The organism is Paenirhodobacter sp., from assembly GCF_041916475.1.
Classification (GTDB): Bacteria; Pseudomonadota; Alphaproteobacteria; order Rhodobacterales; family Rhodobacteraceae; genus Rhodobacter.
The window spans coordinates 18,439-43,866 of the sequence record NZ_JAYRZN010000025.1 but is presented as its reverse complement, the minus strand read 5'-3'; the positions used below and the strand labels follow the sequence as shown (position 1 = coordinate 43,866).

At 68.0% G+C, this 25,428-nt stretch carries 25 protein-coding genes and 1 tRNA gene; 7 read left to right on the top strand and 19 right to left on the bottom strand.

The genetic code is table 11. The features are described 5' to 3' along the window. Nucleotides 1–103: 103 nt before the first annotated feature. Nucleotides 104–1,288, top strand: coding sequence for a 23S rRNA (adenine(2503)-C(2))-methyltransferase RlmN (gene rlmN, locus ACOMG5_RS11670; protein ID WP_420343974.1), 1,185 nt, complete (start codon nucleotides 104–106; stop codon nucleotides 1,286–1,288). Here rlmN and ACOMG5_RS11665 read toward each other — a convergent pair. Together ACOMG5_RS11665 and ACOMG5_RS11660 are read right to left on the bottom strand one after the other, a co-directional pair. After that, nucleotides 1,281–2,849, bottom strand: coding sequence for an ArnT family glycosyltransferase (locus ACOMG5_RS11665; protein ID WP_420343973.1), 1,569 nt, complete (start codon nucleotides 2,847–2,849; stop codon nucleotides 1,281–1,283). The genes rlmN and ACOMG5_RS11665 overlap by 8 nt on opposite strands. Next, nucleotides 2,846–3,679 (bottom strand): LOG family protein, encoded by an 834-nt coding sequence (locus ACOMG5_RS11660; protein WP_420343972.1) that lies wholly within the window; start codon nucleotides 3,677–3,679, stop codon nucleotides 2,846–2,848. Before ACOMG5_RS11660 ends, ACOMG5_RS11665 begins: the two co-directional genes overlap by 4 nt. A gap of 87 nt (nucleotides 3,680–3,766) precedes the next feature. Between ACOMG5_RS11660 and dapD the strand changes: the two genes are divergently transcribed. The 5 genes from dapD to ACOMG5_RS11635 all read left to right on the top strand — a co-directional run bounded on the left by dapD (nucleotide 3,767) and on the right by ACOMG5_RS11635 (nucleotide 7,300). Continuing rightward, nucleotides 3,767–4,594 carry a 2,3,4,5-tetrahydropyridine-2,6-dicarboxylate N-succinyltransferase gene (gene dapD, locus ACOMG5_RS11655; RefSeq protein WP_420343971.1) on the top strand — a complete coding sequence of 276 codons (828 nt, stop codon included), beginning with the start codon at nucleotides 3,767–3,769 and terminating at the stop codon, nucleotides 4,592–4,594. A 162-nt stretch (nucleotides 4,595–4,756) separates the two neighbouring features. Beyond that, nucleotides 4,757–5,002, top strand: a complete 246-nt coding sequence (locus tag ACOMG5_RS11650; protein WP_420343970.1) for a GlsB/YeaQ/YmgE family stress response membrane protein — start codon at nucleotides 4,757–4,759, stop codon at nucleotides 5,000–5,002. A 55-nt stretch (nucleotides 5,003–5,057) separates the two neighbouring features. Next, nucleotides 5,058–5,417: a hypothetical protein gene (locus ACOMG5_RS11645; protein ID WP_420343969.1), complete on the top strand. Its 360-nt coding sequence runs from the start codon at nucleotides 5,058–5,060 to the stop codon at nucleotides 5,415–5,417. 54 nt (nucleotides 5,418–5,471) lie between these two features. Then, nucleotides 5,472–6,743, top strand: a complete 1,272-nt coding sequence (locus ACOMG5_RS11640) for a lytic murein transglycosylase (RefSeq protein ID WP_420343968.1) — start codon at nucleotides 5,472–5,474, stop codon at nucleotides 6,741–6,743. After that, entirely contained in the window at nucleotides 6,743–7,300 is a 558-nt protein-coding gene (locus tag ACOMG5_RS11635) for a DUF4202 domain-containing protein (protein WP_420343967.1), read from the top strand. Before ACOMG5_RS11640 ends, ACOMG5_RS11635 begins: the two co-directional genes overlap by 1 nt. A gap of 3 nt (nucleotides 7,301–7,303) precedes the next feature. Here the strand turns inward: ACOMG5_RS11635 and ACOMG5_RS11630 are convergent, their stop codons facing one another. Genes ACOMG5_RS11630 through dapF form a run of 4 tightly spaced genes read right to left on the bottom strand, consistent with a single transcriptional unit; the run spans nucleotide 7,304 to nucleotide 10,281 of the window. After that, a complete protein-coding gene (locus ACOMG5_RS11630) occupies nucleotides 7,304–7,741 on the bottom strand; it encodes an NUDIX hydrolase (protein ID WP_420343966.1) in 438 nt (145 codons plus the stop codon). After that, nucleotides 7,741–8,166, bottom strand: a complete 426-nt coding sequence (gene arfB / locus ACOMG5_RS11625; protein ID WP_420343965.1) for an alternative ribosome rescue aminoacyl-tRNA hydrolase ArfB — start codon at nucleotides 8,164–8,166, stop codon at nucleotides 7,741–7,743. Before arfB ends, ACOMG5_RS11630 begins: the two co-directional genes overlap by 1 nt. Before the next feature lie 40 nt (nucleotides 8,167–8,206). Next, the gene (gene mtaB / locus ACOMG5_RS11620; RefSeq protein WP_420343964.1) at nucleotides 8,207–9,460 is read right to left on the bottom strand and encodes a tRNA (N(6)-L-threonylcarbamoyladenosine(37)-C(2))-methylthiotransferase MtaB; all 1,254 of its coding nucleotides are present in this window, start codon (nucleotides 9,458–9,460) and stop codon (nucleotides 8,207–8,209) included. Next, complete coding sequence (dapF, locus tag ACOMG5_RS11615) at nucleotides 9,457–10,281, bottom strand: diaminopimelate epimerase (protein WP_420343963.1); 825 nt, start codon at nucleotides 10,279–10,281, stop codon at nucleotides 9,457–9,459. The genes mtaB and dapF overlap by 4 nt, the downstream gene beginning before the upstream one ends. A gap of 104 nt (nucleotides 10,282–10,385) precedes the next feature. Between dapF and ACOMG5_RS11610 the strand changes: the two genes are divergently transcribed. Next, nucleotides 10,386–10,461: transfer RNA gene (locus tag ACOMG5_RS11610), tRNA-Lys, on the top strand. A gap of 225 nt (nucleotides 10,462–10,686) precedes the next feature. Here ACOMG5_RS11610 and ACOMG5_RS11605 read toward each other — a convergent pair. Genes ACOMG5_RS11605 through ACOMG5_RS11545 form a run of 13 tightly spaced genes read right to left on the bottom strand, consistent with a single transcriptional unit; the run spans nucleotide 10,687 to nucleotide 25,322 of the window. Next, on the bottom strand, nucleotides 10,687–11,394 hold the full coding sequence (locus ACOMG5_RS11605; RefSeq protein ID WP_420343962.1) for a winged helix-turn-helix domain-containing protein: 708 nt from the start codon (nucleotides 11,392–11,394) through the stop codon (nucleotides 10,687–10,689). After that, nucleotides 11,394–11,609: a hypothetical protein gene (locus tag ACOMG5_RS11600; protein WP_420343961.1), complete on the bottom strand. Its 216-nt coding sequence runs from the start codon at nucleotides 11,607–11,609 to the stop codon at nucleotides 11,394–11,396. Before ACOMG5_RS11600 ends, ACOMG5_RS11605 begins: the two co-directional genes overlap by 1 nt. Further along, nucleotides 11,609–14,257 (bottom strand): hypothetical protein, encoded by a 2,649-nt coding sequence (locus ACOMG5_RS11595; RefSeq protein ID WP_420343960.1) that lies wholly within the window; start codon nucleotides 14,255–14,257, stop codon nucleotides 11,609–11,611. The genes ACOMG5_RS11600 and ACOMG5_RS11595 overlap by 1 nt, the downstream gene beginning before the upstream one ends. A gap of 1 nt (nucleotide 14,258) precedes the next feature. Further along, a complete protein-coding gene (locus tag ACOMG5_RS11590) occupies nucleotides 14,259–14,669 on the bottom strand; it encodes a phage upper tail fiber protein (protein WP_420343959.1) in 411 nt (136 codons plus the stop codon). Between the two features lie 10 nt (nucleotides 14,670–14,679). Continuing rightward, nucleotides 14,680–15,534: a hypothetical protein gene (locus ACOMG5_RS11585; RefSeq protein WP_420343958.1), complete on the bottom strand. Its 855-nt coding sequence runs from the start codon at nucleotides 15,532–15,534 to the stop codon at nucleotides 14,680–14,682. Then, complete coding sequence (locus ACOMG5_RS11580) at nucleotides 15,534–15,860, bottom strand: hypothetical protein (protein ID WP_420343957.1); 327 nt, start codon at nucleotides 15,858–15,860, stop codon at nucleotides 15,534–15,536. The genes ACOMG5_RS11585 and ACOMG5_RS11580 overlap by 1 nt, the downstream gene beginning before the upstream one ends. Further along, nucleotides 15,857–16,486: a hypothetical protein gene (locus ACOMG5_RS11575; protein ID WP_420343956.1), complete on the bottom strand. Its 630-nt coding sequence runs from the start codon at nucleotides 16,484–16,486 to the stop codon at nucleotides 15,857–15,859. The genes ACOMG5_RS11580 and ACOMG5_RS11575 overlap by 4 nt, the downstream gene beginning before the upstream one ends. After that, nucleotides 16,483–20,760 carry a phage tail tip fiber protein gene (locus ACOMG5_RS11570; RefSeq protein WP_420343955.1) on the bottom strand — a complete coding sequence of 1,426 codons (4,278 nt, stop codon included), beginning with the start codon at nucleotides 20,758–20,760 and terminating at the stop codon, nucleotides 16,483–16,485. Before ACOMG5_RS11570 ends, ACOMG5_RS11575 begins: the two co-directional genes overlap by 4 nt. Continuing rightward, complete coding sequence (locus ACOMG5_RS11565; RefSeq protein WP_420343954.1) at nucleotides 20,760–21,170, bottom strand: DUF6950 family protein; 411 nt, start codon at nucleotides 21,168–21,170, stop codon at nucleotides 20,760–20,762. Before ACOMG5_RS11565 ends, ACOMG5_RS11570 begins: the two co-directional genes overlap by 1 nt. Further along, on the bottom strand, nucleotides 21,167–21,772 hold the full coding sequence (locus tag ACOMG5_RS11560; protein ID WP_420343953.1) for a hypothetical protein: 606 nt from the start codon (nucleotides 21,770–21,772) through the stop codon (nucleotides 21,167–21,169). Before ACOMG5_RS11560 ends, ACOMG5_RS11565 begins: the two co-directional genes overlap by 4 nt. Nucleotides 21,773–21,775: 3 nt before the next feature. Next, nucleotides 21,776–22,438, bottom strand: a complete 663-nt coding sequence (locus tag ACOMG5_RS11555) for a hypothetical protein (protein WP_420343952.1) — start codon at nucleotides 22,436–22,438, stop codon at nucleotides 21,776–21,778. Next, nucleotides 22,438–25,098 carry a phage tail length tape measure family protein gene (locus ACOMG5_RS11550; RefSeq protein WP_420343951.1) on the bottom strand — a complete coding sequence of 887 codons (2,661 nt, stop codon included), beginning with the start codon at nucleotides 25,096–25,098 and terminating at the stop codon, nucleotides 22,438–22,440. Before ACOMG5_RS11550 ends, ACOMG5_RS11555 begins: the two co-directional genes overlap by 1 nt. Continuing rightward, a complete protein-coding gene (locus ACOMG5_RS11545) occupies nucleotides 25,098–25,322 on the bottom strand; it encodes a DUF1799 domain-containing protein (protein WP_420343950.1) in 225 nt (74 codons plus the stop codon). The genes ACOMG5_RS11550 and ACOMG5_RS11545 overlap by 1 nt, the downstream gene beginning before the upstream one ends. Nucleotides 25,323–25,428: the final 106 nt, after the last annotated feature.

Below are 25,428 nucleotides of genomic sequence, written 5' to 3'. Positions count from 1 at the left end.
GTGACACGACCGGCGCGCCCCCGTGGCGCGCCTTTGGCGTTTGGGGCTTTGTTTTTCAGGGCGAATCCCTTATATCCGCCTCTCACTCCACAGGATCCCGGTCATGAACCAGCCCGCTGCCCCGATCACGCAAGACGTGATGACCATTCCGCGCAAGCTGCCCGAGGGCGGCAAGGTGAACCTCGTCGGTCTCACCCGGCCGCAGCTGCGCGAGGCGCTGATCGCGGCGGGCACGCCCGAGAAGCAGGCGAAGATGCGGGTCGGGCAGATCTGGCAATGGATCTATCACTGGGGCGTGCGCGATTTCGCGCAGATGACCAACCTCGCGAAGGAGTATCGCGCGCTGCTGGCCGAGCATTTCGAGGTCTCGGTGCCCGAGATCGTCAGCCGCCAGGTCTCCATGGACGGCACGCGCAAATACCTGCTGCGGATCGCGGGCGGCCATGAGGTCGAGGCAGTCTATATCCCCGAGGAGACCCGCGGCACGCTGTGCATCTCGAGCCAGGTCGGCTGCACGCTGACCTGCTCGTTCTGCCATACCGGCACGCAGAAGCTGGTGCGCAACCTGACCGCGGGCGAGATCGTGGGCCAGGTGATGGTCGCGCGCGACGACCTCGGCGAATGGCCCGAGCCCGGCGCGCCCAAGGACGAAACCCGACTCGTCAGCAATGTGGTGCTGATGGGGATGGGGGAGCCGCTCTATAATTTCGAGAATGTGCGCGATGCGATGCAGGTGGTGATGGATGGCGAGGGGATCTCGCTCAGCCGCCGGCGGATCACGCTTTCCACTTCGGGTGTGGTGCCTGAAATCGCCCGTACCGCGGAGGAAATCGGCTGCCTGCTGGCGGTGTCGTTCCATGCCACCACCGATGCCGTGCGCAACACGCTGGTGCCGGTGAACAAGAAATGGAACATCGAGACGCTGCTCGGCGCTCTGCGCGAATATCCGCGCCTGTCCAACAGCGAGCGGATCACGTTTGAATATGTGATGCTGAAGGGCGTGAACGACAGCGACGACGATGCGCGCCGCCTGGTGAAGCTGATCCGCGGCATTCCCGCCAAGATCAACCTGATCCCGTTCAACGAATGGCCCGGCGCCCCCTATGAGCGCAGCGACTGGGAGCGGATCGAGGCCTTCGCCGACATCGTCTACAAGGCGGGCTACGCGAGCCCGATCCGCACCCCGCGCGGCGAGGATATCATGGCCGCTTGCGGGCAGCTGAAATCCGCGACGGAGCGCGCCCGCAAGAGCCGCGCCGAGATCGCCGCGGAGGCTGGCCTCAATTGAGCGCCGGGGGGGCGCTTTCGGGCGCCCACCACAGGCACCAGTCGGTGCCGTTGAAGGCGATGCGCTCGGCCTGATCCACGGGCAGCGGCGCATCGCGGCATTCCGAGAGCAGCACCCCGCCCGGATGGGCCGCGATCCAGGCCGGAGCCTCCGCCGCCGCGGGCAGCTGGATCGCCGGGATGATCCGGCCCTCGAAATCGAACTCCTCGTGGTAGTTCTCGGCCACGACGGCGATGCCCTTGTCCTGCACCGGGCCGATGCGCCGCGCGATCACGCCGCTGTCGTAGTCTCGGCCAAGTGCGGTCAGCCCGATGACGAAGTTCAGCGCCATCACCACGCCAAGCCCGAGCAGCAGCAGCCCGCCGAGCGGCCGGAGCCGCAGCGATACCCCGGCCAGCGCCACCAGCGCGGCCGCCACCAGCGCCACCCAGGGCCAGGGCTGCAGCTGCGCTGCGGCCTTCGCGCCCGCCGCGCCGAAGCTGGCCGCGGCCAGCGCGAACGCGATGACGACGGTGAGCCCGGCCGCGACCCAATTGCGCCCGCGCGGCTCCACCCCGCTCAGGGCGCGCCCGAAGACGAGCGCGAAGGCGGGCAGGGCGGGGATCAGGTAATGCACCTGCTTGCCGGAGACGAGCGAGAACAGCGCGAGGCCCGAGAGCCCCCAGATCAGGCAAAGCCTGAGCGCCCGGTCCCCCGGCTGCAGCGCACGCAGGCCGCGCCAGAGCGCCCCACTCCAGACCCAGGGGAACAGCACCACCGGCAACAGCGCCACATACCACCAGAGCGGGCGGGCATGGGCGAAGGAATTGACCGCGCGGCCAGCCGTCTGCTTCCACAGGATCATTTCGCGGTATTCGGCGCCGCCCGCAATGGCCGCCGGCACGACCCAGAGCGCCACCAGCACCAGCGCGAAGCCGACCGCGAGCCCCGCGCCCTTCAGCACCTCGCGCGCGCTCGGCCGCTCCACCGGCGCCCAAAGCGGCCAGGAGACGAGCGCGGGCACCAGATGCAGCAAGATCGCCGGGCCCTTGGCGTAGACCCCGAAGGCCAGCGCCAGGCCATAGCCGAGCCAGGCCCACAGATGCAGCCCCGGTGCGCGCAGCGCCCGCCACAGCGCCGCGATGCCGCCCAGCGTGGCGCAGGCGAGCATCGTGTCGAACATGGTCAGGCCGCCATAGATGGCAAAGACGCTCGTTCCGGCGAGAATGGTCGCGGCGGCGAGGCCGGTGCGGCCGTCCCAGAGCCTGCGGCCGAGCAGGCCGGTGCCGATTACGGCCAGGAGCCCGAAGGCCGGGCCCACCAGCCGCGCCGAGAACCCCTGCACCCCGGTCACCGACCAGACCAGGTTGATCAGCCAGAACAGCAGCGGCGGCTTGTCGGTATAGAGGCCGTAATTCTTGATCGGGAGCAGCCAGTGATGCTCGAGCCGCATTTCCCAGGCGACGTCGATATAGCGCGTCTCGTCGATCGGGATCAGCGGGCGCAGCGCAACCCCGGCCACAGCGACGAGGGCGAAGGCGATGACGGCCATGAGCGCCGTCAGACGGTGATGGGCAGTCATTCGCAGCCGTAGTCCCAGGTGTCGATGATGGCGAGCGCCTCTTCGGCGGTCTCGACGAAGGAGATCAGGTTCAGGTCATCGGCATTGATCGTGCCGGCCTCCACCAGCAGCGACCAGTTCACCACGTTCTTCCAGAAGTCGGCGCCGAACAGGATGAAGGGGATCTTGCTCATCCGGCGGGTCTGGATCAGCGTCAGCGCCTCGAACATCTCGTCCAGCGTGCCGAAGCCGCCCGGGAACACGGTGACCGCCTTCGCCCGCATCAGGAAATGCATCTTGCGCAGGGCGAAATAGTGGAAGTTGAAGGACAGATCCGGGGTCACATAGGCATTGGGCGCCTGTTCGTGCGGCAGCAGGATATTCAGGCCGATCGAATGGCCGCCCGCTTCATGTGCGCCGCGGTTGCCCGCCTCCATCACCCCCGGCCCGCCCCCGGTACAGATCACGAACTGGCGGCCATAGCTTTGCAGGCTGCGGTCGGTCATCGCATGGGCGAAGCGGCGCGCCTCTTCGTAATAGGACGACAGCTCGCCCAGATAGGGGGTCTTGGCGGTGTCTTTGCGCTCGGGCGCAGGAATCCGCGCGCCGCCGAACATCACCACGGTGGATTCGATGCCGCGCTCGTCGAGGATCATCTGCGGCTTCAGCAGCTCCAGCTGCAGCCGCACCGGCCGCAGCTCCGGCCGCATCATGAAATCCTCGTCGATGAAGGCGAGGCGGTAGGCGGGCGAGCGGCTCTGCGGGGTATCGGGCACGCGATTGGCGGCCTTCGCGTCGCTGATCGAATCGCGGAAGGTGTGTGCCCGTTTCTCTTCGCTTATGCCATCCATAGCGGTCCTGCTCGTTGCGCCAGCCTGCATGTCCAACTATAGGCTTGGGCGACAGAAAACCACAGAGTTGTTGAACCGGAGGCCACCATGTCGAATGCCGCGCTCGAATCCGCGATCGAGGCTGCCTGGGAAACCCGCGACACGATCACGCCCGCATCCCGCGGCGAGAGCCGTGACGCGATCGAAACGGTGCTGGAGGGGCTCGACAAGGGCGCGATCCGCGTGGCCGAGAAACAGGCCGATGGCAGCTGGCATGTGAACCAGTGGGCCAAGAAGGCGGTGCTCCTCGGCTTCCGCCTGAAAGACATGGAGATCCAGGAAGGCGGGCCGCAGGGCTCCGGCTGGTGGGACAAGGTCGACAGCAAGTTCAAGGGCTGGGGCGAGGCCGACTGGAAGGGCGCGGGCTTCCGCGCCGTGCCGAACTGTATCGTGCGCCGCTCGGCCTATATCGCGAAGGGCGTGGTGCTGATGCCCTCCTTCGTGAACCTCGGTGCCTATGTGGACGAGGGCACGATGGTGGATACCTGGGCCACCGTCGGCTCCTGCGCGCAGATCGGCAAGGGCGTGCACCTGTCGGGTGGCGTGGGCATTGGCGGCGTGCTGGAGCCCATGCAGGCCGGCCCGACCATCATCGAGGACAATTGCTTCATCGGTGCGCGCTCCGAGGTCGTCGAGGGCTGTATCATCCGCGAAGGCTCGGTGCTGGGCATGGGGGTGTATATCGGCAAATCCACCAAGATCGTCGATCGCGAGACCGGCGAGGTGATGTATGGCGAAGTGCCGCCCTATTCGGTGGTGGTCTCGGGCTCGATGCCCTCGAAGAACGGCATCAGCCTCTATTGCGCGGTGATCGTGAAGCGGGTGGATGCGCAGACGCGCTCCAAGACCGGCATCAACGAGCTGCTGCGCGACTGATCGCCAGGGCACGGGAAACGGCCGCGGCGGTCCTCCGGGGCCGCCGTTTGCGTTTGCGGGCGTGCGTGGCGGCGGGTGTTGCGCTAGGCTCGTTCGGGTGGCGGGAACCGGGGCGCCGGCCCCGCGTTTCGCAAGCGCTGCCGTATGTGTCAGGAGGTACAGATGGGTCTCGGGTTTTTCGCATCGATCATCGTCGGCGGGCTGGCCGGCTGGATCGGGTCGCGGATCATGGATGCGAAGACGGGGATCTTCGTGAATATTCTGCTCGGCATCATTGGCGCGCTGGTGGCCAATGTCATCCTCGGGCTGCTCGGCATCTATGCCGCGAATGCCTGGCTGCCGCAGCTGGTCGTGGGCACGCTGGGCGCGATCATCCTGATCGCCGTCGGCCGCGCGATCCGGCGCTAGAGAGGCGTTGACCGGGCCTGCCCGTCCGCCTATGCCGTACGGGCAGGAGGCCGCCATGACCGACACACCCAAGCCCGAAAAGCCCGCGAAGGAAAAGCGCCCGCAGCAGGTCTATACCCTGCTGGTGCAGGTTGGCCGCAAGAAGGGCGATGGCTTGCCCAAGGGCGCAACCGGGGCGGGCATTCTGTGCTTCGCCTCCGGGGTGGACGAGGCCGAGGCCGTGCGCGAAACCGTGGCGATCCTGAAGGAGGCCGACCTGGCCCCGCTGGATGTGACCGGCTATGGCACCCTGGCCGATCGCGAGAAACAGGGCGACGAGATCGACCCCGAGGAGCGCGCCCTGATGCAGCGCGCCCTCGACGAGAATTCGGTGATCGTCGTTCAGATGAGCCCGTTCTTCGGCGACGACGCCTGAACGTTTGCGCCCCGCGCAGGGCCTGCTACACTGCCTCAAAACGCAGAGGCAGGCATGAGACACGCAGCAAATCTGGGCACCCTGACCCTGGTCGCCTTCACCGGGCTCTCGGCCTGTTCGAGCCCGGCGGAGCGCTATGCCGGGCCATCCGTTCCCCTGGGTGGGGCCGCGGAGGCGATCCCGGCGGCGGATGGCCTGCACGAGCAGGGGCTGCAGAACTGGCTCGCGGCCTTCAAGCCCCGCGCCATGGCGGAGGGGATCAGCGAGCGCACCTGGGCGCGCTCCGCCGCGATCATCCGCTACAACCCCAAGGTGATCGAGCGCGACCGCTATCAGGCCGAATTCACCAAGCCGATCTGGGACTATCTGGACGGTGCCGTCTCGCCAGACCGGGTGGCCACGGGGCAGGCCATGCTCGCGCGGCATCAGGCGGTGCTGCAGGCGATTGAGGCGCGCTACGGGGTGGACCGCGAGGTCGTGGTGGCGATCTGGGGCATGGAATCGAACTATGGCCGCAACCGGGGCAAGACGCTGATCCTGCCCGCGCTGGCGACGCTGGCCTATGACGGGCGGCGCGGCGCCTTCTTCGAGCAGCAGTTCCTCGATGCGCTGAAGATCATCCAGGCGGGCGATACCGATCCGATGCACCTGACCGGCTCCTGGGCGGGGGCGATGGGACATACGCAGTTCATCCCCTCCTCCTACCTCGCCCATGCGGTGGATTTCACCGGCGATGGCCGGCGCGACATCTGGTCGGACGACCCGGCCGATGCGCTCGCCTCCACCGCGGCCTATCTCGCGCAATCGGGCTGGACCCGGGGGCAGCCCTGGGCGGTGGAGGTCACGCTGCCTGCGGGCTTCGATTATGCCCACAGCGGCAAGCGGGTGACGAAATCTCCGGCGGACTGGGCCGCGCTTGGCGTGCGCCGGGTGGATGGCGGGGTGGTTCCGGGCCATGGCGCGGCGTCGATCCTGCTGCCTGCGGGGGCGCGCGGGCCTGCGCTGATGATCTTCGACAATTTCGCCGCGATCGCGCGCTACAATACCTCGGATGCCTATGTGATGGGCGTCGGGCTGCTGTCGGACCGGCTGAAGGGCCGGGGCGGGCTGGTCGCCCCCTGGCCGCGTGATGCGCGTGTGCTCTCCAGCGCGGAAAAGCAGGAGTTGCAGCAGCGGCTCACCTCTCTGGGCTATGATACCCAGGGCACAGATGGCAAGATCGGCCAGAAGACGATCGACGCGCTCACCGCCTGGCAGCGGGCGAATGGCCTTGCCCCGGATGGCTATGCGTCGGCCGCCGTGCTCGAACGTTTGCGGAGAAGCTGATGCCCCCTGTCGCCACCGTCTTTGCCGCCATCGATGCCGCCAATGCCGCGGACCCCACGCAGGAGGAGGGCGCGCCGGCGGCGCTGCTCTATGGGCGGCGGATGTCCGAGGAGCTGGCGCGGCTGTTCCCGGCGGCCTCCGAGCCGCTGCAGATCGCGGCGCGCGGGCAGCATGTGGAGCGCTGGCTCCTGCCGCGCACCGATTTCCCCGAGGGCCGCATCGGCTATCTGGAGTGGCGCCGCGAGCAGGGCCGCCGCCATGCCGAGCGCCTGGGCGGCATGATGCGCGCGGCGGGCTATGACGAGGCCGCCATCGCCCAGGTCGGCCGCATGCTGCGCAAGGAGGGGCTGAAGCGCGAGGCCGAGGTGCAGGCGCTGGAGGATGTGATCTGTTTCGTCTTCCTGCGCCATTATTTCGCGCCCTTCGCGCCGACGCAGGCGCCCGAGGTGCTGCTTGGGATCGTGCAGAAGACGGCGCGCAAGATGTCCGCGGAAGGGCGCGCGCGGGTTCTGGCCGAATTCGCGCTGCCCGAGCCGTTTGCGGCGGCCTTCGCCTGAGCCTCAGCCGGGCGGCAGCTGCTGCAGCAGCGCCTTCAGCCCCGGCTCCGCGACCCGGCGCGCGGCTTCCTGCGGCGAGACGAATTCGCGCGCGCGCTGGCCCTTCTCCGGGAAGTCCCCGGCCATCGCCGTCACGTCGATCACGAAGACCTGCACCTCGGTGTCGCGCGGCAGCCCGGTCTTGCTGCGCTTGGCATAGGTGAAGCTGCCGATCGGCTCGGGGCGCAGGCGGCCCTTGACCCCCGCCTCCTCCCAGGCCTCCTGCATCGCGGCGCCGGCCAGCGTGCGCCCCGCCATCGGCCAGCCCTTGGGGATGATCCAGCGCCCGGTATCGAGCGAGCTGATCACCAGCACCTTGCCCTCCTTCAGGCACAGGGCGCCCGCTTGCAGCGGCCGGGGCCGGTGCCCGAGGAGCGTGGTGAGAAACTTGCCCAGCCGCATCAGCTTTCCTCGTCCTCCACCCGCCCGCGCAGCGCCTTCACCGTGCCGCGTTGCGTCTTGGCCTGCAGGCGTCGGCGCTGGCTGCCCAATGTCGGCTTGGTGGCGATCCGCCGCTTTGGCGCGACGAGCGCCGCGCGCACCATTTCGGCCAGCCGTTCGCGTGCCAGCTCGCGGTTGCGCAGCTGGCTGCGCGTCTCCTCCGCCCGAATGACGATGGCGCCGTCCAATGTCCATTTCCGTCCCGCGATCCGTTTCAGCCGCGCCTTCACGGCGGGGCTCAGATGGGGAGAACGCTCTGCCTCGAAGCGCAGTTCCACCGCGGTCGAGACCTTGTTCACGTTCTGCCCGCCCGGCCCCTGCGAGCGGGTGAAACTTTCGGTCATTTCCCAATCGGCGAGGGACAGGGTTTCGGAGATCCACAGCATCGGATCAGATTAGCCGCCGCCGCGGAAAGCGAAAGCCCCCTCAGGCGGTCAGCCGCGCGCCGTCATGCCCGGTGATGCGCGCGCGCAGGATCGTGCCTTCCGGCATGTCCTGCGCGAAGGTGACCTCGGTGAAGAATTCGGTGCGCCCGGCGCGCGGGCCCTCGGTCAGGATCACGCGCTCCTGCCCGCGCTCGGCCTCCAGATGCCGGCTGAGCGCCTCCTGGCCCTTGGCGCGCAGCCGGGCCGCGCGCTCCTTGATGGCCGGGCCCTGCACCCGCGGCATCCGCGCGGCGGGGGTACCCTTGCGTGCCGAATAGGGGAAGACATGCAGGAAGGTCAGGCCGCAGTCATCCACCAGCCGCAGCGAATTTTCGAACATGGCGTCGGTTTCGGTCGGGAAGCCTGCGATGATATCCGCGCCAAAGACAATGCCCGGGCGCAGGCGGCGCGCCTCCTCGCAAAAGCGGATCGCATCGTCGCGCAGGTGGCGCCGCTTCATCCGCTTCAGGATCATGTCGTCCCCGGCCTGCAGGCTCAGATGCAGATGCGGCATCAGGCGCGGCTCGGTGGCGATCGCATGCATCAGGTTCTCATCCGCCTCAATGCTGTCGATCGAGCTGATCCTGAGCCGGGGCAGATCCGGCACCAGCCGCAGGATCCGCATCACCAGATCGCCGAAGCGCGGCTCGCCCGGCAGGTCCGCGCCCCAGGAGGTCAGGTCCACCCCGGTCAGCACCACCTCGTTGAAGCCGCGGTCCACCAGGCGTCGGATCTGCTCCACCACCACCCCCGCCGGGACCGAGCGCGAATTGCCCCGGCCATAGGGGATGATGCAGAAGGTGCAGCGGTGGTCGCAGCCGTTCTGGACCTGCACATAGGCGCGGTGACGGCCGAAGCCGTCGATCAGATGGCCCGCGGTTTCGCGCACCGACATGATGTCATCGACCATCACCCGCTCGGTCGCGCCGATGAAATCCGGGGCCTTCAGCGCGGCCCAGGTTTCGGGCTGCATCTTCTCGTGGTTGCCGACGATGCGGGTCACTTCGGGCATTTCGGCGAAGGTTTCGGGCTCGGTCTGCGCCGCGCAGCCGGTGACGATCACCGGCGCGCCGGGGTTTTCGCGCGCCAGGCGGCGGATTTCCTGCTTCGCCTTGCGCACGGCCTCGGCGGTGACGGCGCAGGTATTGACGATCACCGCCCCCTCGATCCCGGCCGCGGCAGACAGCTCGCGCATCGCCTCGGTCTCATAGGCGTTGAGCCGGCAGCCCAGCGTGGCAAAAACCGGCGGCTTCATGGCATCAGGCCGGGCGCGAGCCGCCCCTCGAAGACCAGCGCCGTCGGGCCGGTCATCCAGACGCCATCTTCGCGCCAGTCAATCTCCAGCTGCCCGCCATCGACATCGACGATGACCCGGCGCCCGGTGAGGCCGCGCAGATGCGCGGCCACCGCCGTGGCGCAGGTGCCCGATCCACAGGCGAGCGTGATCCCCGCGCCGCGCTCCCAGACCCGCATCCGCAGGTGATCGGGCCCGACGAGGGAGGCGAATTCGACATTGGTGCGCTCGGGGAACAGCGGGTCGTGCTCGATCCGCGGGCCGATGCCGGCCACATCCACCGCTTCGGCATCCGCCACGAAATAGATGCAATGCGGGTTGCCCATGCCCACCGCGACCGGCGCCCCCTCCAGCGGCAGCGACATCGGATCCGCCTTTACCGGGATTTCGGCGGCGTCCAGAATCGGGGGACCCATGTTGACCGAAACCAGCCCGTCGGCGCGGCGCTGCGCGAACAGGAGGCCGCGGGTGGTCTCCAGGCTGATGCTGTCGCGGCCGAGCTGCGCCATCATCCAGTCCGAGACGCAGCGCGTGGCATTGCCGCAGGCGCCAGCGCGCGAGCCATCCGAATTCCAGAAATCCAGTGTGAAATCCGCCTGCTCCGAAGGGCGGATCACCGCGAGCTGATCGAAGCCCACGCCACGGTGCCTGTCTCCGAGTGCTCGCGCGAGCGCGGGCGTGACCGGATCATCGCCCGAACGGGCGTCGATCACCACGAAATCATTGCCAAGCCCGTGCATCTTCATGAAGGGCAGGCCGTTGGGAGGGCGGTTCTGGATCATGCGCGCGGATATACGCCGCGGGCGAAGATTTTTCCAGTGCTGCATTTTGTCTGGGATTTGGCCTTGACCCAACTCACGATGGTTTGTAGAGAGCGCCGCGTGATGGGCCGTTAGCTCAGTCGGTAGAGCAACTGACTTTTAATCAGTGGGTCACAGGTTCGAATCCTGTACGGCTCACCATCACACATTGATTTTGTTGGATTTTCTTGTCAAGTGGCAAGTGGTCCGTCCGACCGTCCGACCCATCCGATATCGGACGGAAAAGCCGAGGCCCGAGAAGGCCCCGACAGATCGCGGAGATCACTCCACGGCAACGACCCAAAACCCCTCGCCATAGTCCGATTCGATCACGACCATATCCAGCAGGACATTGTGGCGGCGCACCAGCTTTGGCAGAACCGTGCATCAGCTTTGGCAGGAAAATTTTCCACCGTCGCCGATCCCTGACACCATCCGGTAGCCCACGCCCCATATGCTTTCGATGCGCATATCGCTCGGGAGCTTCTTGCGCAGCCTGTGCACCAAAACCTCAACGATCCTTGGCCCGGCCTCGTCGGGCTTGTTTGCGTAGAGCCTGTTCAGGATCCGCTCCCGCGGCAGCGTTACGCCTTCTGCCCGTTTCAGGATCAGGAACAGGTGCGCTACCTGCCTTTGGACGCCAAGCTCCACCATGACTCTGACCACATCATCGTCGGCCCCTTCATAGGTGCAGGTAAGCCATTCGATGCGCGCCGCCAGATCCTCGATTACCTCATCGCGCGGCCTTTTTTCTGCGCGGATCTCATCGCGCAACGTTGGCATCCGGCGCGCACGGCCAGCGGACAAAGCCTGACGGTCAATCGCGATATAGGTATCCAGCGCCTGGGCCAGAAGCGGACGGGCGGATCGGGCCGGGGCGCCGACCTCTCGCTCGTATTCTTGCACTGGCCACTTGTCGATCAGGAGCGATGTCATCACGTCGAGAGCCATGGGCGGAATCTCCACACGGGATGGGTCATCCATGAACTGCAAGGCGGCCTCGGCCTGCTGCTCGGATAGGTAATGCACCAAGTTCATGTGCGATGGTTCGAGCCGTGCCCCGAGGATCGCCTTTGCCGGTGGACGCTGGTTCATCAGGGGATCTGCTCCCCCCGGATCATACCCAGCAGGGCCGCCCGCTCCTGCTCGGCCGCCTCATAAAGCCCTCGCCACATGGCCGCGTCGCGCTCGTATATCCGCGCGTCGGCGGCCGCGGCCGTCGCGGCCGCCTCTGCCTCCGCCGCCTGCTCAGCCCGGGCCTCGATGCTGGCGGCCTCGGCCGCCAGCTCGGTGAGTTTTGCGCTGATCATCACGCGGCCAGCGGTGCGGTTTCGAGCGGCGCGGCGCGCATCGCCTTGCGCAGGTTGTAGTTGGTGGGCGATGCGCCATCGCTGTTGGAGCTGTAGAGCCCGATCCGGCCCGCTCCGGTGATGGTGGCGTCGGTCGCTGTGACCTGCAGAACACCGTTGACGTAGAAGCGCAGCGTCGTGCCCTCGATCTCGAACCGCCACGTCTCCTGCGTCCCGCTTGCGGGAGCCGTGCGGGTAAGGCTGCCCAGCTCGGTGTAGGTGCCCGCGACGGTCTTGCCGATCCGCAGCTTGGTCCCGCCCTGATCCGTGCCCGCCTGATAATGCGTGGTCCCCGCGGCATCCACGCGCGCGATGATCCACGGCGAGCCCAACGCGCTAGACCCGAACCTCGCCGTATCGAGCTCGATCGCCACATCGTCATCCGCGAAAGCGCTGTAGGCCTTGGCTTGCCCGGCCGTCCAGGCAAGCCCGTTGATTGTGCCATTGTTCCACAGCACGCCGCCCGGCGATGCCATCCAGGCATGGCCGCTGGTCGAGGTGGTGCCGCCGATCGCGGTCTGATCGACGCGGCCGGTAAAGGTGTCGGAGAACACCCAGGCGCGGGTCACGGCGCCGGTGCCGCTGGTGGCGGATTTGGTGGCCGAGGCCGTGCCCGCGCCGACCGCGTTCACCGCGCGCAGGGCGAAGGTATAGGCCGTGCCTGCCGCGGGCATGGCCAGCGTGCGCGCGCCGGTCCCGGTGCCGCTGAGCGCGGTCCAGGTGGTGCCGCCGTCGATCGTGTATTGCAGCGCGGTGATCGCCGAGCCGCCAGTCGCGGGCAGGGCCGAGACCGTCAGCGTCACCTCAGTGTCAGCGGCTCCGGTCGCCACAGACCAGTCGCCCGCGGCAAACTGCGCAGGCGCTGTCGCCGCCGCACCGAGCACGATCGCGGCCGTGGTCGCCTCCACCGGCGTCGCATCGTCCACCGCGCGGATGTATTGCGCGGATTTGGTGGCCGAATCCGGGAACGGATAGACCCAGACATCCACTTGCCCGCTGGGCGCGGCCGAGAGGGTGATGGTCAGGACCGCGCCGGAGACGCTGACCGAGGAGACGGTATAGCCGCCCGTCGAGGTCCCGGCCGGATAGACCGCGACCCGGCCGACCGGGTTGCCGATCAGCTCGATAGGCTCCGAGAAGGTCAGGGTGATGGTGGCGCCGCTGATCGCGGAGCTGACCACCGTGGGCGCGTTCCATGCCCCGGAGAGGCCCTTGTGCGCGGCATTGGCGAGGGTGATGTTGCCCGCCTGCGTCGGGTGGACGTTATCGACCAGCGCGCTGTCGCGCGGCTCCACCCAGGTGCCGCCCTCCGCCAGCGCCGCGGCCCGCATCTGGCGGCGGATCGCATTGACCTGCTCAAAGGCGCCATCGCCGAAGCGGGTGGCCGTGGCCGTGAAGATCTTGCGCACCGTGCCGCCATAGCCGTTGCGGCTGTTGATATCGGCCAGCGCGGTGGCCACGTTGGCCGCGAAGGTGGCCTCGGCGGTGCTGGAGGTCACATCGGTGGAGCCGATGTAGAACCAGAACGCCTCCCAGCCGCCCGCCTCGGCGAGGATGTTGCGCAGCTGGGTCTGGCCGGTGCTGGTGATGATCCCCTCGACCGTGCTGCCCGAGCGGCCGTAGCAGACCCATGCGCAGGTGACGCCATGCTGGGCCACCTGCAGGCGCAGCAGCTCCGCCGCGCCGACACCGTTGTAGATCGCCGCGCCGTCGGTATCGCTCGGGATCTGCCAGCCCGCGCCCTTGGTCTGGGTGTCGAATCCGCTGCCGGTGTAGTGGTTGCGCACCGATCCATAGGGCGTGGCGCCGGGCACCAGCGCCGCGATGGTACCGCCCGCCGTATCGACCTTGGCCGCCAAGCGACCGATCTGCGACTGGCCGACGCCGAGGATCACCCGGCCCATGCCAAACCGCGTATTGCCCTGCGTCCAGGGACCGGCCGCGCCGGGCGCCAGGTCGAGGCGATACCAGCCGAGCCGCGCTGGCGCTGCGACGGTGAAGGAGTTTGCGCCAGCCACGGCATCGCCGATCTTGGCTGCGGCCACCACCACCGCATTGGTGTCAGGATCGACCAGCCTTGCATAGACCGGGGTAGCGGCATCGGAGGCGACCGAGATCGGCACAGAGCCCGCGCCGAGGCCATTTGCCCCGCCCGTGGTCGTCGTGCGCTGATAGACCTTGCGATCGGTGATCTGGGTCAGCGTCAGGGCGATGCTGGCGCCGCTGGTGGCAGATTTGGTGGCCGAGGCCGCGCCCGCGCCCACCGCGTTCACCGCGCGCAGGGCGAAGGTATAGGCCGTGCCTGCCGCGGCCATGGTCAGCGTGCGCGCGCCGGTTCCGGTGCCGCTGAGTGCGGTCCAGGTGGTGCCGCCGTCGATCGTGTATTCCAGCGCGGTGATCGAGGCGCCGCCATTCATGGGCAGCGCCGAGACGTTGAGCACCACCTGATTGGCGGCGAGGCCGGTGGAGACTGACCAGTCGCCCGCGGCGAACTGCCCGGGCGCAGTCGCCTCGGGCGGCGCATCGCCATAGATCTGCGTCTCGCCGCGATAGGCCGCGACGATCTCGACCGAGCCTTTGTAGAACTTCAGGAAATCACCGAACCCCATGTCAGGCCTCCGCGCGGATGAGGTAGATCGTCTGCGCGTCTTTGCTCGCCAGCGCAGCATATTCGGCCTGCGTCAGGACCACGGACTTCAGGCCCGCGACCGTCCCGATGGGCATCAACGTGTGCAGCAGCACTGGCGCCGCGCTCTCGGGCACGTTGACCCCGGCGACCTCGAGCTTGCCGCCCGGGGTCGAGGAAATGGTGACCTTGTAGCTCGTGCCCTTGAGCCCGGCGATGTTCGGCCAGACGTCGATCGAGCCTGTGCCGTCACTGCCGATCACGGCCTCGATCGCGGTGGGCATGATGATCCCGCCGTCGAGGTCAAATCCTGACAGGGTGAACGTGACCTTGCCGCCCGTCACGGCGGCGCCGGAGGGCTGCTTGATCGCGAAGGTGATGTGCGTGGTGTCCATAATGGTCTCCTTAGAACCAGCGGCCGATCGCGATGAGCGAGGCCGTTTTCGAGATCGCCGCCGCACGGCTGATCGAGCTAAACATCCGGACGTTGCAGGTGGTGCTGGTGCTGTTGCGCAGCGAGATGCCGTGCATACCCTCGACGCTCATCGACAGGCTGCCCCAGACCATCGGCGCGCCGCCGGGGAAACCGGAGGGGTACGTCCAGATCGTGTTGTCACTGATGAAAACCTGACCCGAGGCCGTCGCGCAGGCCGTCGCGGTCAGGTCGAGAGACTGGCCGCAGATCTGCAATCCGTCGGCTGTACGGGTCCACCAGCCGTTGGCATTGCTGCCGCGCTCGACGATCGCGCCGGTGGGCACGCCGCCCGACTGGCCGACGGTGCCGAGGATATCGCGCAGGGCTGCCGTGCTGAGGCCGGTGACGACCGGGATCTTGGCCCCGCTCGCCCCGGCCAGCCCGAGCACCGCGCGCGCGGCCGGGGTCAGATCGGTGGTTGCGAAGGAGCTTGCCCCAGAGAAATACGGCAGCTTGTTGGCCGCGGTGGAGAGCGCCGCCAGCGAGGTCAGCGTGCCATTGGTCAGCTGCTGCAGCAGCGTGTTTGCGGCGGCGAGAGAGCGGACATCGTCATCGCGATAGTCGATATCGTAATTGGCCCCCGATAGCGCCGCGCCCGGCCAGGGCCGCGCCAGCGTGATCGAGGTGTTGCTGTTCACGCTGGCGATCGGGACGCAGAGCCCGGATGCCATGAACATGTCGCCCGCGCGCACGCCGCTGGTCAGCCAGGCGGTGCTGACGCCGGTGACCGCGGTGCTGCCTGCGCCGACGCTGACGGGCCCGGTCGAATAGGTGGTGGTTGCCATTACTGCCTCCGAGAGAGCGCCCCGGCGGCGAGCCAGAGCAGGTGGATGAGGGCGATGCGCCAGTCGATCGCGACGGCCAGCGCGCCGCACAGGACGTGGCCGGTGTCCTCGGCGCTGTCGTCGAGCGTGCCGCCCCACAGGAGCAGCTGCGGAAGCTCGATCAGGGACACATAGAGGGCCATCCCGAGCATCAGGCCCGGGCCGCAGATCCAGCCGATCGGCGCACCGATGGCCCAGGCATGGCCGAGCTGGTTGAGCGTGTAGCCGCGCGCGTCGCCCGGGAATGATGTTGGCGTGCTGATATAGCGGTAGAGCCAGCCGATCATGGCGCGATCCCTCCGAGCTGGGCGGAAAGCGCCGCGATGATGGCTGCGACGTCCTCGGGCGCGGTGGCGGCCTGCACGGCGGCCTCGGCGGCAAAGCAGCCCCCGTCGATGGCGGCCGCGACCTGCACCCAGAGCGCGTTGAGGTTGAGAAAAACCTGGGCGACCTCGTATGGCGTGGGCGCCGTCACCCCGACCTCGGAGCCGATCAGGGGATAGTCGGCGATGTCAGGATCCACGGCCGCGAGCCAGGCGCGCGCCTCCTCGAGCTTGGCGATGTAGATCGCCTCCTGCCCGGGGATATCGGTGATGTAGGCCAGCCGCGCGGCACCGCGCAGGGCGGTGATCTGCGCCAGCGCCGCGGCCCGCGCCTCGGCCAGCCGGGCCGCATGCCAGGCCGCATCGCGCGGATCGCTCCAGGCATGGGTGGCCCAATCCCAGACGGCCCAATCGCCCGGGGCCGCCGGAAACGGGACCGGCTGCCCGGCGACGATATAGACCTGCGCAGGGTCATGGTGCCCCGCGATATACCCGGTGCCCGCCGCAAGATTGAGCGCCAGATCCTGCTCTGAGCCCTCAAACCGCGCCGTGATCCGGCCCTGCGTATCGAATACGGTCCAGCCGGTCATTTCTTCACCTTCAGGATGCCCATGGACATATCGAAGCAGAGACCGTTCGTCCCATCGGCGGCCTGGACAAACTGGATCGCGAGGGTATTGGTGCCAGCCACCAGGTTGACCGCCTGGACGTAGGCCACCTCCAGCGCCTCGCTGTTCTGGATCGTTTTTGGTACGTCCCTGTCGCCGTAGGGCAGCTCCGCGCCGTTGAAGGTGATGCGCGTCCTGCCCGAAACCGAAGCCCCCGGGGCCGCATTATTGGCGCGGATCCGGTAGTACAGGGCCAGCAGTGCCTTGTCTGTCGCCACGCCCGAGATCGACAGCGTGTAGATGTTGAGCCAGCTGCCATTCGTCGGGGTGAACGACACATCCGCAGGCGTCACCGAGACCATGTCGGTCAGCGCGCCGTTTTTGACCTGCAGCGTATCGACCGTGAGATCCGTGATCGCCGCGCCATCAATAGAGGCCGTTTTGATCCGCGCGGTGTTGATATAGACGACGCCGCCATCAACGATAAACGGCAGGTAAGAGACCCCGCCCTGCTGGATCACGAACTGATCGGCCACGAAGGCGACCCGGGATTTCCCGCCCGGCACCGCCTCCATGAACATTGCCGCAGAGCGCGCGCTGGTAGCCTCGGCGGCGGTCGCGGCGGCCTGAAGCCCGATCCGCGACAGGGCGCCGGAGGGGGTCGCCTCCACCCCGATCCGGAACAGACCAGATGCCGCAAACTGCCCCACGCTCGCGTTGAGCGCAGTATAGGCATCCGCCTGGGCGCTGATATCGCCCTCCACGTCCGAGACCCGCGCCGTCAGGGCATTGAGCGCGCTCGATGCCGCCTTGCCGCCGACCACGGTGGTCAGGTTGTCGAGCCCGGCCTGCAGGCTGGTGAGCCAGGTGCTGTTTGCCGAAATGCTGTCGCCCTGCTGGGTCACCACAGTGCGCAGCGCCTGCAGCGCATCGGCCGTTGCGAGCCCCGGGATCGCCGCCTTGAGCGCGGTGACGGCCTCCGCCACGATCGTCACCTGCTCGTCGGTCAGCTCGATCCGCGTGGAGAGCGATTGCGAGGCCTGGGCGATGTAGTCGCGCAGATCCTGACGGCCCAGATGGTCGCGCGCGGCCCCCTCGACACCCTCGGCCCGCAGCGCGCGCAGCTGGCTCGTCAGCGCCCGGATCGCCGCCGACTGCACCAGCTGCGAGCCGTCCCCGGTTTGGGTCTCGGTCGCGATCTGGTCGATCGCATCGGCCAGCGCATCGAGGCCCGTCGCCGGGTCGCTCACCCGCGATGATTGCAGCGCGGTCATATCCTCGGACAGGACCTCGATCCCGTCCTCGGTGGCCGTCACCCGGCTCTGCAGCCCGCTCAGGGCCGAGCCGAGGCCGGAGACCGCGCCCGCCTGATCGGTCAGCTCGGCCTGCAGCTGCACCACATCCTGCGCCAGCGCCTCGTCCGCATCCGTCATCGCCTGCTGCAGCGCCGACAGATCCGCCGAGGAGGCCCCCGGCGCCGGGCGCCCGATCGCGATCCAGTCCACCGCCACGCTGTCCGAGGCGGTGTTGTCGGCCAGATCGAGGCGGATGCGATCAATGCTGCCCGACCAGCCCGGCACGATCGAGATCATGCCCTCATCGGCAGCCCAGACCGGCTCGGCGATAGCCACGCGCCGCGCCGTGCTCCAGCCCTCGCTGGCGCCAGCCCACCACAGATAGCCAGTCCATGCCGGGGTGCCCGTGCGCTCTACCCGCAGCCGCACCTGACTGTAGCGGGCGGCATCCACCGCGAGGCCAACGGGCGAGACGATATAGCCGCCTGCACCGTTGGCCGGGCGGATCAGCCCGCCCGCCACCGCAGCCGGATTGGACGGCGATCCGGTCCAGCCCTCGGCCGAGCTGTCGAAATACCAGATCCGCGCCTGATCGAATTGCGTGGCATTGCCCACGGCCAGCCCGGTGATCAGCGCCGCCAGCGCCTCGTCCCCATCGACCTGTGCCTGCGCCACCTGCTGGATCCGCGCCTGGCTGTCGGCCGCCGTGACCTCGAGCGTCTCAATCCGCAGCACGGCCGCCATGTCGGCATCGGCCAGCGTGACGATCTGCTCATCATAGGCTGCGCGCAGATCTCCGAGCTGCACGGCGAGGCTGCGCCGGATCTCGTCGCGGGCGGCATGGCTGGCCGAGGCGAGCTCGACTGCCTGCGCCTGCAGCGCGCGCACCGTCTCGCGGGTCTTGCGCCACCGCTCGGCCGCCAGCTGCGCATCGGCCACCCGATCGGCCTGCTCGGCCGCGATCTGGTCGGCCAGTGCCGCCAGCTCCGCAGGCAGGCTCCCCGAGCCACCGCCGTCGATCCAGTCCTGCATCTCCTCGAGCCAGTCGCGCAGATCCTGCTCGAGGTCTTCGAGCGTCACGCTCACCTGATCGGTCGTGGCGCTGTCCCATGCGGTCCATGCCGTCTCGCGGCCATCCACGATGGCCCGGCCGCGCGCCTCATAGGTGGTCTCGGGCAGGATCCCCTCCGAGACCCGCGCCCCGCCCGCCTCGACCGCCTGGGTCGATCCCGCCTGTACCTGAGCAGAGCCCTGCACGCGGATCTGCCACTCGACGCCATCCGCCAGGATGGTCCCGTCCCATCCGAGCTGCAGCGCGACGCGCCGCGCCTTGCCGGTCGCGTCATCGATCGTGACGGCCGCGACATCCCAGCCCGCAAGCGCCTCGACCGCGGGCGGCGTATATCCCGGCTGCGAGGGCACGGATGGCAGCTCGAACCCGGGCTCCCAGCTGTAATCCGTGGGATCGACCTCGCGCAGCGCCTCGCCCTGCAGGCAGGTCATCAGGTCATCGACCGTCTCGGAAATCTCGAAGAGCTTGCTCTCGTAACCGTTCTTGGTGCTGGCCCAGGCGATGCAGTCCAGCGGCTCGAGTGCGGCGCGCGCGGGCGGCAGCGTGAACTTGTGCACGCGGAACCGGCGCTGATCTTCGATCCAGGCGCGCATGAGCCGCTGCACCTGCAGCGCATAGGGCACCGAGGGCAGCTGGATATCGACGACCTTGCGGCCAAAGCGGTCCTGCGCCTCCCATGCGGCATTGTAGCGGGCGGGCGCGTCCTTGGATTGCCAGAGCGCCTCGGGGCTCGGGAAGGTGGCGGTGATCCCGTTATAGGTGGCGTCGAGCGCCGGGAACGGATCGAGCGTCGCCTCCTTGCTGACGATGATGTCGCTGTCCGCGATCACCGCGACCGGCAGGCTCGGCGCGCCCGCCCGCACCTTCCAGGTGCCCGCCACATCGGCGATCTGGGCGGAGGCCGATTTGAGGAGCTCCTCGACCAGATCGGCCGGCGCATCGGACAGGCTTGCCTCGGTGCCGCAGCGGTACTGCGGTTCGGTTCCGCCCGCGCCATCGTCGATCGCGACGTCGCAGACGTTCATCGCGGCGATCCAGACGCTCATCGGCAGATCGCCGGTCTCGATCTTGCCGCCCCAGATATCGCCGCCCGGCAGGCGCAGCCCGCGCATTACATTATAGGCGATGACGATCGGGTTCACGCTCTGCGCCCAGGTGGCGGGATCGGCCCAGCGGTGCGCGCCGGAGCCACCGGCGGTGCTGTCGCGGCGCGGGTCATAGACCGGAAGGCCGCGCATCTCGAACAGGTAGCGCGGGACCGAGGTCAGCTTTTTCTTGTCGTAGAGGAATGTCAGGATCGCGTAGCAGATCCCGGCGCCGATCATGTCCGACGACCAGGGCCGATCAGGATGCGCGCCATAATTGGCCACCAGCATCGGGTCGGCGGCGGTCTGGCGGCCATCGTAATACTTGACCCAGATCAGCCCGGCATGTTCGCCGGAGGTGACCGGCAGGCCGTAATCCGGATGCGCCTCGGTGCCGAGCGAGACGAACTCGTTGTTGATGACCAGCCGCTCGAGCGTGGCGCCCGGCGCGGAGCACAGCTCGATCACATGGGTCAGATAGCGGTTGTCCTTCCCATGCGACATCGGCGGGCAGATCGCCTGACCCGCCGTCGCGGTCCAGCCGAGGATGATCGTCTCCGGGTTGGCCTCGCCGGTGAGCGTGGAGGAGGTCTTGATCCCGCCGCCGGTGTTCGTTTTGGGGCGCGACTGGAGCGCGTAGGTCAAGGCCGACCAGGCCACGGTAGTCAGCAACTTAGATGCGATCGTGCCAATCAATGTGGAGCCAAATGCCGCACCAGCCACCCAGCCGCCGAACATGGACGAGCCGATCGCCGGGGCCGCAAAGCCGACCATCCCGATGACGAACCCTGCCGCCTGAGGCATCAGCGCACCTCCCAGACCGCGAGCGCGGCCTCGATCGTCGCGAGCGACAACCCGCCCTCCGGGCCGAGCACATAAATCAATGTGCCCTGCACGATGCCCACGGCCGCGGTGCCGTCTTCGCCGGGCACCGCCGCGAGATCGCCGCCGATCGCCTGGGCGCGCGGGAGCCGGGCAAAGCGCGCGTCGATGCAGGCGAGGTGGTCCGCGAAGCCCGCGTTTTTAAGGACCCGGAAACCGCCTTTAAGGGTGGTGTAACGGCCCCGGAAATCGGCGGCCGGATCGGTGCCGGTGACGGCCTCGACCCCGCCTGCACCGAAGAGCATGCAGTCGAACTGGCCCGGCGCGAGGGGGCGCGTCCAGGAGGCGAGGATGTAGGCGGAGAGCCGCGCCTGCCAGTCAGGGAGCCTCATTTCATCCCCCATTTGACCGTGATGGTGCCCGCCACATCGGCGTATTGCCGGAAGGCATCCCCGGAGGCCCGCGCGCGCAGGCTCTCGTTTGAGCGCTTGCGGCTGAGCGGGATCGTCAGGGCGCGCGCCGAGGAAGCGAGCTGCAGCTCGACTGTGACCTTGTCGCCCTTCGGCCCGGTGCGCAGCGGGCTGATCTTGTCGATGTAACCCTTGAAGCGGCGATGGGGCTCATCGACCAGGGCGTGGCTGTCAGGATCGAACAGCGCGCGGTGGATCTCGACGGGGGCGAAGCGCGCATCATAGCCGCGGATCAGCTGCTCCACCTCCGGCGCCAGCGGGCTGAACACCAGGCGCTGCATGCGAACGTTGAGCCCCGTGCGCGAGGTGATCGGATCGACCGCGATCAGCCCGCCCGCGCCGTAATAGGTGCGCTCCTCGCCGCGGATCGTGAACACCCGGTGATCGGCGCCATTCCAGATCCCCATCGTCTCGATCTGCCCGGTCTCGCGATCGAGCGCCTGCATCCACACCAGCACCCGTGCCCGGATCCGGGTCTGGGCGGCGAAATAGGCGGCGGTCGCGCTGGCGAAATTCGTGGCCATGGCTCAGTACCTCAGCGTCTGGCGCCACCGGAACCGCGCACCCTCGGTCAGGGTGGCGGACGCGGTGCCGGTGGTGACGGAGCCTGGCACGATGATCGCGGTGCACCAGGGGCGGGTCAGACGGACGGCGGTGCCGACCGTGGCGCCCTCGCGGACATTCGGCAGCACCTCGAAGGCCGCGGTGGTGCCGCTGCCGTCCGCCGTGATGGTATCGTCCACCACCTTGTGCAGAGCCCGGCGCACCGGGTTGGTGCCGTAATCCCAGCCGAGGTAATCGCCCCGGCGCAGCACATAGCCCGCAGGTAGCCCGGTGAGGCGCACCTGCCGGTTATTGCTCGGCAGCGCGTGGATCGTGACGGCCGAGGCGCCAAGCACCGCGCCCAGCCAGTCGGCGCGCGGATAGGGGCGGCGGACGTCGAAGACGCAAAAGCTCCGCCCCGTGCGGAGCGCGTCGATCAGGGTGATCGCATCGGCGTCCTCGTCGCGGGTGATCTTGCCGAGCGTCACCTCGCCCTGCCACAGCCGCTCGCCGATGTCGGCCGTCAGCAGGTCGCCCGCACCGGATTCGGACATCTCGAGCGATTCCGGGCACTCGAACGTGGCCTTGGCGATCGGCAGGCTGGCGAAGAACGTATCGAGCGCCGTCGGGAAATTGAGGAGCGCCATCAGCCAATCCTCCGCGGATCGTTGCTGACCTCGTTGATCCGGGTCGGCAGCACCTCGCGATCGTATTGCGAGAGGGCCTGCTGGATCGCCATATCCACACCGCGCTGGACCACCGCGAGGATCTGGCTGTCGCCCTGCGCGCCGCTGACATCGATGTTGGCGTTGACTGTCAGCGACCGCGACGAGGCCGCGGCATCACCGCCCTGGGCGGAGCGGAGCAGGGCCGGAGCCGGGGCGAAGCTGACGGAACCCACGCGCCCGCCATCGGCAAGCCGCGGGGCCGCACCGCCGAGGATCATGGTCATGAGCTGCTTGCGATCAGCACCCGCGTTGATCGCCTCGATCAGCGGCAGGTTCTCGCGGGTGGAGGCCGCATTGACCACATATTCGCCGTTGGAGAGCCAGCGCAGCAGGTTGTCCTCGCGCGGTCCACCGGCGCCCACAACCTGACCGCCGTCCGCATGGCCAAAGATCGTGCCGCCGAAGAGGCCAGTCACAAAGCTGCCGATCCCGCCAGAGCCGCCCGTGCCCGACCAGAGACTGTCGAACAGCGAGTTCGCGGCCATGTCGGCCATGCGCGAGGCCAGCCGCCCGAGCGCATCCCCGAAGCTGTCGGCGCCGGTGATCAGGCCGACGAACCCCTCCCGGAACGAGGCCTCTACCTCGGCATTGGCCTGCCGCAGCGAGTTGAGTTCGTCGCTTTCCTGCTCGTAGCTGATAATCAGCTGCTCCAGCTCCGCCCGTTGTTTGGGGGTGGCGGCAGCGAGAGCCTCCCGATTGCGCAGCAGCTCCGCCTGTACCGGGTTGGTCGCGCGCAGGATCGCCAATTCATCGCGCTTCGACTGGATCAGGTCCTGGACGGATTCGGCATCGCGGGCCGAAGCCTTCGCATCGGATCTGGACGCACGGGCAGCTTCGGCGCGCGCTTTTTCCTGGGCAGATGTATCGGCATCCAGTCGCGCCGTCTCGGCCGCGGCGTCACCGGCGCGACGGACCTCCGATTCGAGTACGGCAAGGTCGGCACCCTCTGCCCCGTCGCGCAAGACCCCTTGGGTGCGTCGCATCTGGGCCATTGCCAGGGCTCTGGCTGCGCCCACCGGATCGCCGACGTACTGGTTGCGGATCTTGGCATCTTCGAGGGATTCCGCCCCGGATGCGCCAAGCGCCCTCACCGCAGACAGTGCCCGGGTGATTTCATCAGCCATCTTGGAGGCTTCATTGCGGGCAGCCGAAATCCCGGAGGCCATATCGACCTTGGCCAGCTGCGCGGCCTTGAGCGTCGAATCGTTCAGGGCGTTGTAGATTTCCTGAACCGGCCCCGGCATTTTCTCATATTCGCCGTAGGCCGCAGCCAAAGCCTCGGCATAGGCCGCGGCCGCTTTTGCTTGCGCCTCCGGCCCATCCGCAGACTTCAGCTCCTGATGGAGGTCTGCGAGCTTGCGGGCTTCGGCGACGGTCAGCCCATAGGCGCCGGTCAGCTTCTCGATCGACGCACGCCCTTGGTGACCAGCGGCATCGATGTTGCCGAGCAGGCGGCTGAACTCGGATGTATTGGCGGCGATCGCGACCTTTAGCGTCGCCATTGCCTGTATCAGTTCCGTTCGCAGCAACGCCTGGGCGGCAGCCTGCGCCACGTCCGTAAGGGCGCCGTATTTCTCCCGCAGCTCATCGGTTGAGAGGTTCGCCGCAGTATTTGCCTGCGCAACATTGGACAGAGCTTCGGCGAGATCGTCCTGGGCATCTGCCAGCGTTCTGGTTTCAGGGACCATGGCCCCAATGGCTTGGACCGCTGCAGCGCCGAGGCCGATCGCGGCCATCGCGATGAGCCCCATCGGGTTGAGCATTTGCGCGAACGCCGCCCGGAGCGTGGCGCCGAGAGACATGCCGGATGCCGCAACGCTGCCAAAAATCTGGCTGACCTGGGGGCCCTGCTGAATCATCAACATGAATGGGCTTTGCCCGGATGCCGTCATCATGGCGATGTCATTCAGCTGGAACGACAGGTTGGCGGCATAGCTCGCCGCGGCTCCAGCGCTGGCGCCGACCTGACGCATACCGCCCGCCAGAGGCGCCATCGCAGACGCCGCCCGCTCGCGCGCCATCGCCGCCTCACTGGCAGAAATGGCCCCCAGCCGCTCAGCCGCAGCGATGCCGCGCAGCTCCTGCTCATAGCGCTGGCTGACCGCGAAGAGCGGATTGTACTGCGCCCGGATCGCGTCCATTTCCTGACGGTAGAGGGCAGTTTCGCGGATGGTCGCGGCAACGTCCTGGCCGACCAGGCGATAGCTCTCGCTGAGGCGGGCATTCGCCACGGCGAGCGCCGAGCTTTGCGCCGCAGCCTCGCCTCCTCCTGAGAGGCCAGACAGGTTTGCCGGGAGGGCTTGCTTGACCACCGCGATGGGTGCTGCAGCGGCCGCACGGACCTGATCGCTCGCGCGCTTGGCTGCCGCGGCATATTCGGACTGCGCTGCGGCCGCACGCTGGGCCGCGGCGGCATTGTCAGTCAGCGCGGAAGCATTCTGGTTTGCGGCTGCCGTCGCAGATCCGGTCTCAGATCCAATCGATCCGATTTCGCGCTTGAACTCCGCGAGCCCAGCCTTTGCGGCTGCGGTGTCGGCGCGAAACACGACCGAGATATTGAACGCCTTCGCGTCGGCCATCAGCTGGCCTCCTCGGCAAAGACATCGAGCGCCGCCTGCTCCATGAGCTGGACCTGTGCGAATGCCTCGTCGGTGATCCGGAGGCGGCGGAATGCGACATCCGCCGCTGCGTAATCGATCCCGAGCCAGCAGACGGCGCCCAGACCGACCGCCAGCCGCCATTGGGTCTGGACCGCCAGAAAGGCCGTCACGGCGCTCCAATTGCAGGCCCAGACCTCGATCACGTCCTCATCCTTCGCGGGGGGGATAGCAGCGGGATCGACCGCCGCGCCCATTGCGGCGAACTGACGGACGATCTCGTCATCGATGGCGACGGGTATGGACCCATCT

What these genes read in the sequence shown, in the direction of transcription:
- rlmN (WP_420343974.1), top strand. Translation starts at nt 104, where the DNA reads ATGAACCAGCCCGCTGCCCCGATCACGCAAGACGTGATGACCATTCCG.
- ACOMG5_RS11665 (WP_420343973.1), bottom strand. Translation starts at nt 2,849, where the DNA reads ATGACTGCCCATCACCGTCTGACGGCGCTCATGGCCGTCATCGCCTTC.
- ACOMG5_RS11660 (WP_420343972.1), bottom strand. Translation starts at nt 3,679, where the DNA reads ATGGATGGCATAAGCGAAGAGAAACGGGCACACACCTTCCGCGATTCG.
- dapD (WP_420343971.1), top strand. Translation starts at nt 3,767, where the DNA reads ATGTCGAATGCCGCGCTCGAATCCGCGATCGAGGCTGCCTGGGAAACC.
- ACOMG5_RS11650 (WP_420343970.1), top strand. Translation starts at nt 4,757, where the DNA reads ATGGGTCTCGGGTTTTTCGCATCGATCATCGTCGGCGGGCTGGCCGGC.
- ACOMG5_RS11645 (WP_420343969.1), top strand. Translation starts at nt 5,058, where the DNA reads ATGACCGACACACCCAAGCCCGAAAAGCCCGCGAAGGAAAAGCGCCCG.
- ACOMG5_RS11640 (WP_420343968.1), top strand. Translation starts at nt 5,472, where the DNA reads ATGAGACACGCAGCAAATCTGGGCACCCTGACCCTGGTCGCCTTCACC.
- ACOMG5_RS11635 (WP_420343967.1), top strand. Translation starts at nt 6,743, where the DNA reads ATGCCCCCTGTCGCCACCGTCTTTGCCGCCATCGATGCCGCCAATGCC.
- ACOMG5_RS11630 (WP_420343966.1), bottom strand. Translation starts at nt 7,741, where the DNA reads ATGCGGCTGGGCAAGTTTCTCACCACGCTCCTCGGGCACCGGCCCCGG.
- arfB (WP_420343965.1), bottom strand. Translation starts at nt 8,166, where the DNA reads ATGCTGTGGATCTCCGAAACCCTGTCCCTCGCCGATTGGGAAATGACC.
- mtaB (WP_420343964.1), bottom strand. Translation starts at nt 9,460, where the DNA reads ATGAAGCCGCCGGTTTTTGCCACGCTGGGCTGCCGGCTCAACGCCTAT.
- dapF (WP_420343963.1), bottom strand. Translation starts at nt 10,281, where the DNA reads ATGATCCAGAACCGCCCTCCCAACGGCCTGCCCTTCATGAAGATGCAC.
- ACOMG5_RS11605 (WP_420343962.1), bottom strand. Translation starts at nt 11,394, where the DNA reads ATGAACCAGCGTCCACCGGCAAAGGCGATCCTCGGGGCACGGCTCGAA.
- ACOMG5_RS11600 (WP_420343961.1), bottom strand. Translation starts at nt 11,609, where the DNA reads ATGATCAGCGCAAAACTCACCGAGCTGGCGGCCGAGGCCGCCAGCATC.
- ACOMG5_RS11595 (WP_420343960.1), bottom strand. Translation starts at nt 14,257, where the DNA reads ATGGGGTTCGGTGATTTCCTGAAGTTCTACAAAGGCTCGGTCGAGATC.
- ACOMG5_RS11590 (WP_420343959.1), bottom strand. Translation starts at nt 14,669, where the DNA reads ATGGACACCACGCACATCACCTTCGCGATCAAGCAGCCCTCCGGCGCC.
- ACOMG5_RS11585 (WP_420343958.1), bottom strand. Translation starts at nt 15,534, where the DNA reads ATGGCAACCACCACCTATTCGACCGGGCCCGTCAGCGTCGGCGCAGGC.
- ACOMG5_RS11580 (WP_420343957.1), bottom strand. Translation starts at nt 15,860, where the DNA reads ATGATCGGCTGGCTCTACCGCTATATCAGCACGCCAACATCATTCCCG.
- ACOMG5_RS11575 (WP_420343956.1), bottom strand. Translation starts at nt 16,486, where the DNA reads ATGACCGGCTGGACCGTATTCGATACGCAGGGCCGGATCACGGCGCGG.
- ACOMG5_RS11570 (WP_420343955.1), bottom strand. Translation starts at nt 20,760, where the DNA reads ATGCCTCAGGCGGCAGGGTTCGTCATCGGGATGGTCGGCTTTGCGGCC.
- ACOMG5_RS11565 (WP_420343954.1), bottom strand. Translation starts at nt 21,170, where the DNA reads ATGAGGCTCCCTGACTGGCAGGCGCGGCTCTCCGCCTACATCCTCGCC.
- ACOMG5_RS11560 (WP_420343953.1), bottom strand. Translation starts at nt 21,772, where the DNA reads ATGGCCACGAATTTCGCCAGCGCGACCGCCGCCTATTTCGCCGCCCAG.
- ACOMG5_RS11555 (WP_420343952.1), bottom strand. Translation starts at nt 22,438, where the DNA reads ATGGCGCTCCTCAATTTCCCGACGGCGCTCGATACGTTCTTCGCCAGC.
- ACOMG5_RS11550 (WP_420343951.1), bottom strand. Translation starts at nt 25,098, where the DNA reads ATGGCCGACGCGAAGGCGTTCAATATCTCGGTCGTGTTTCGCGCCGAC.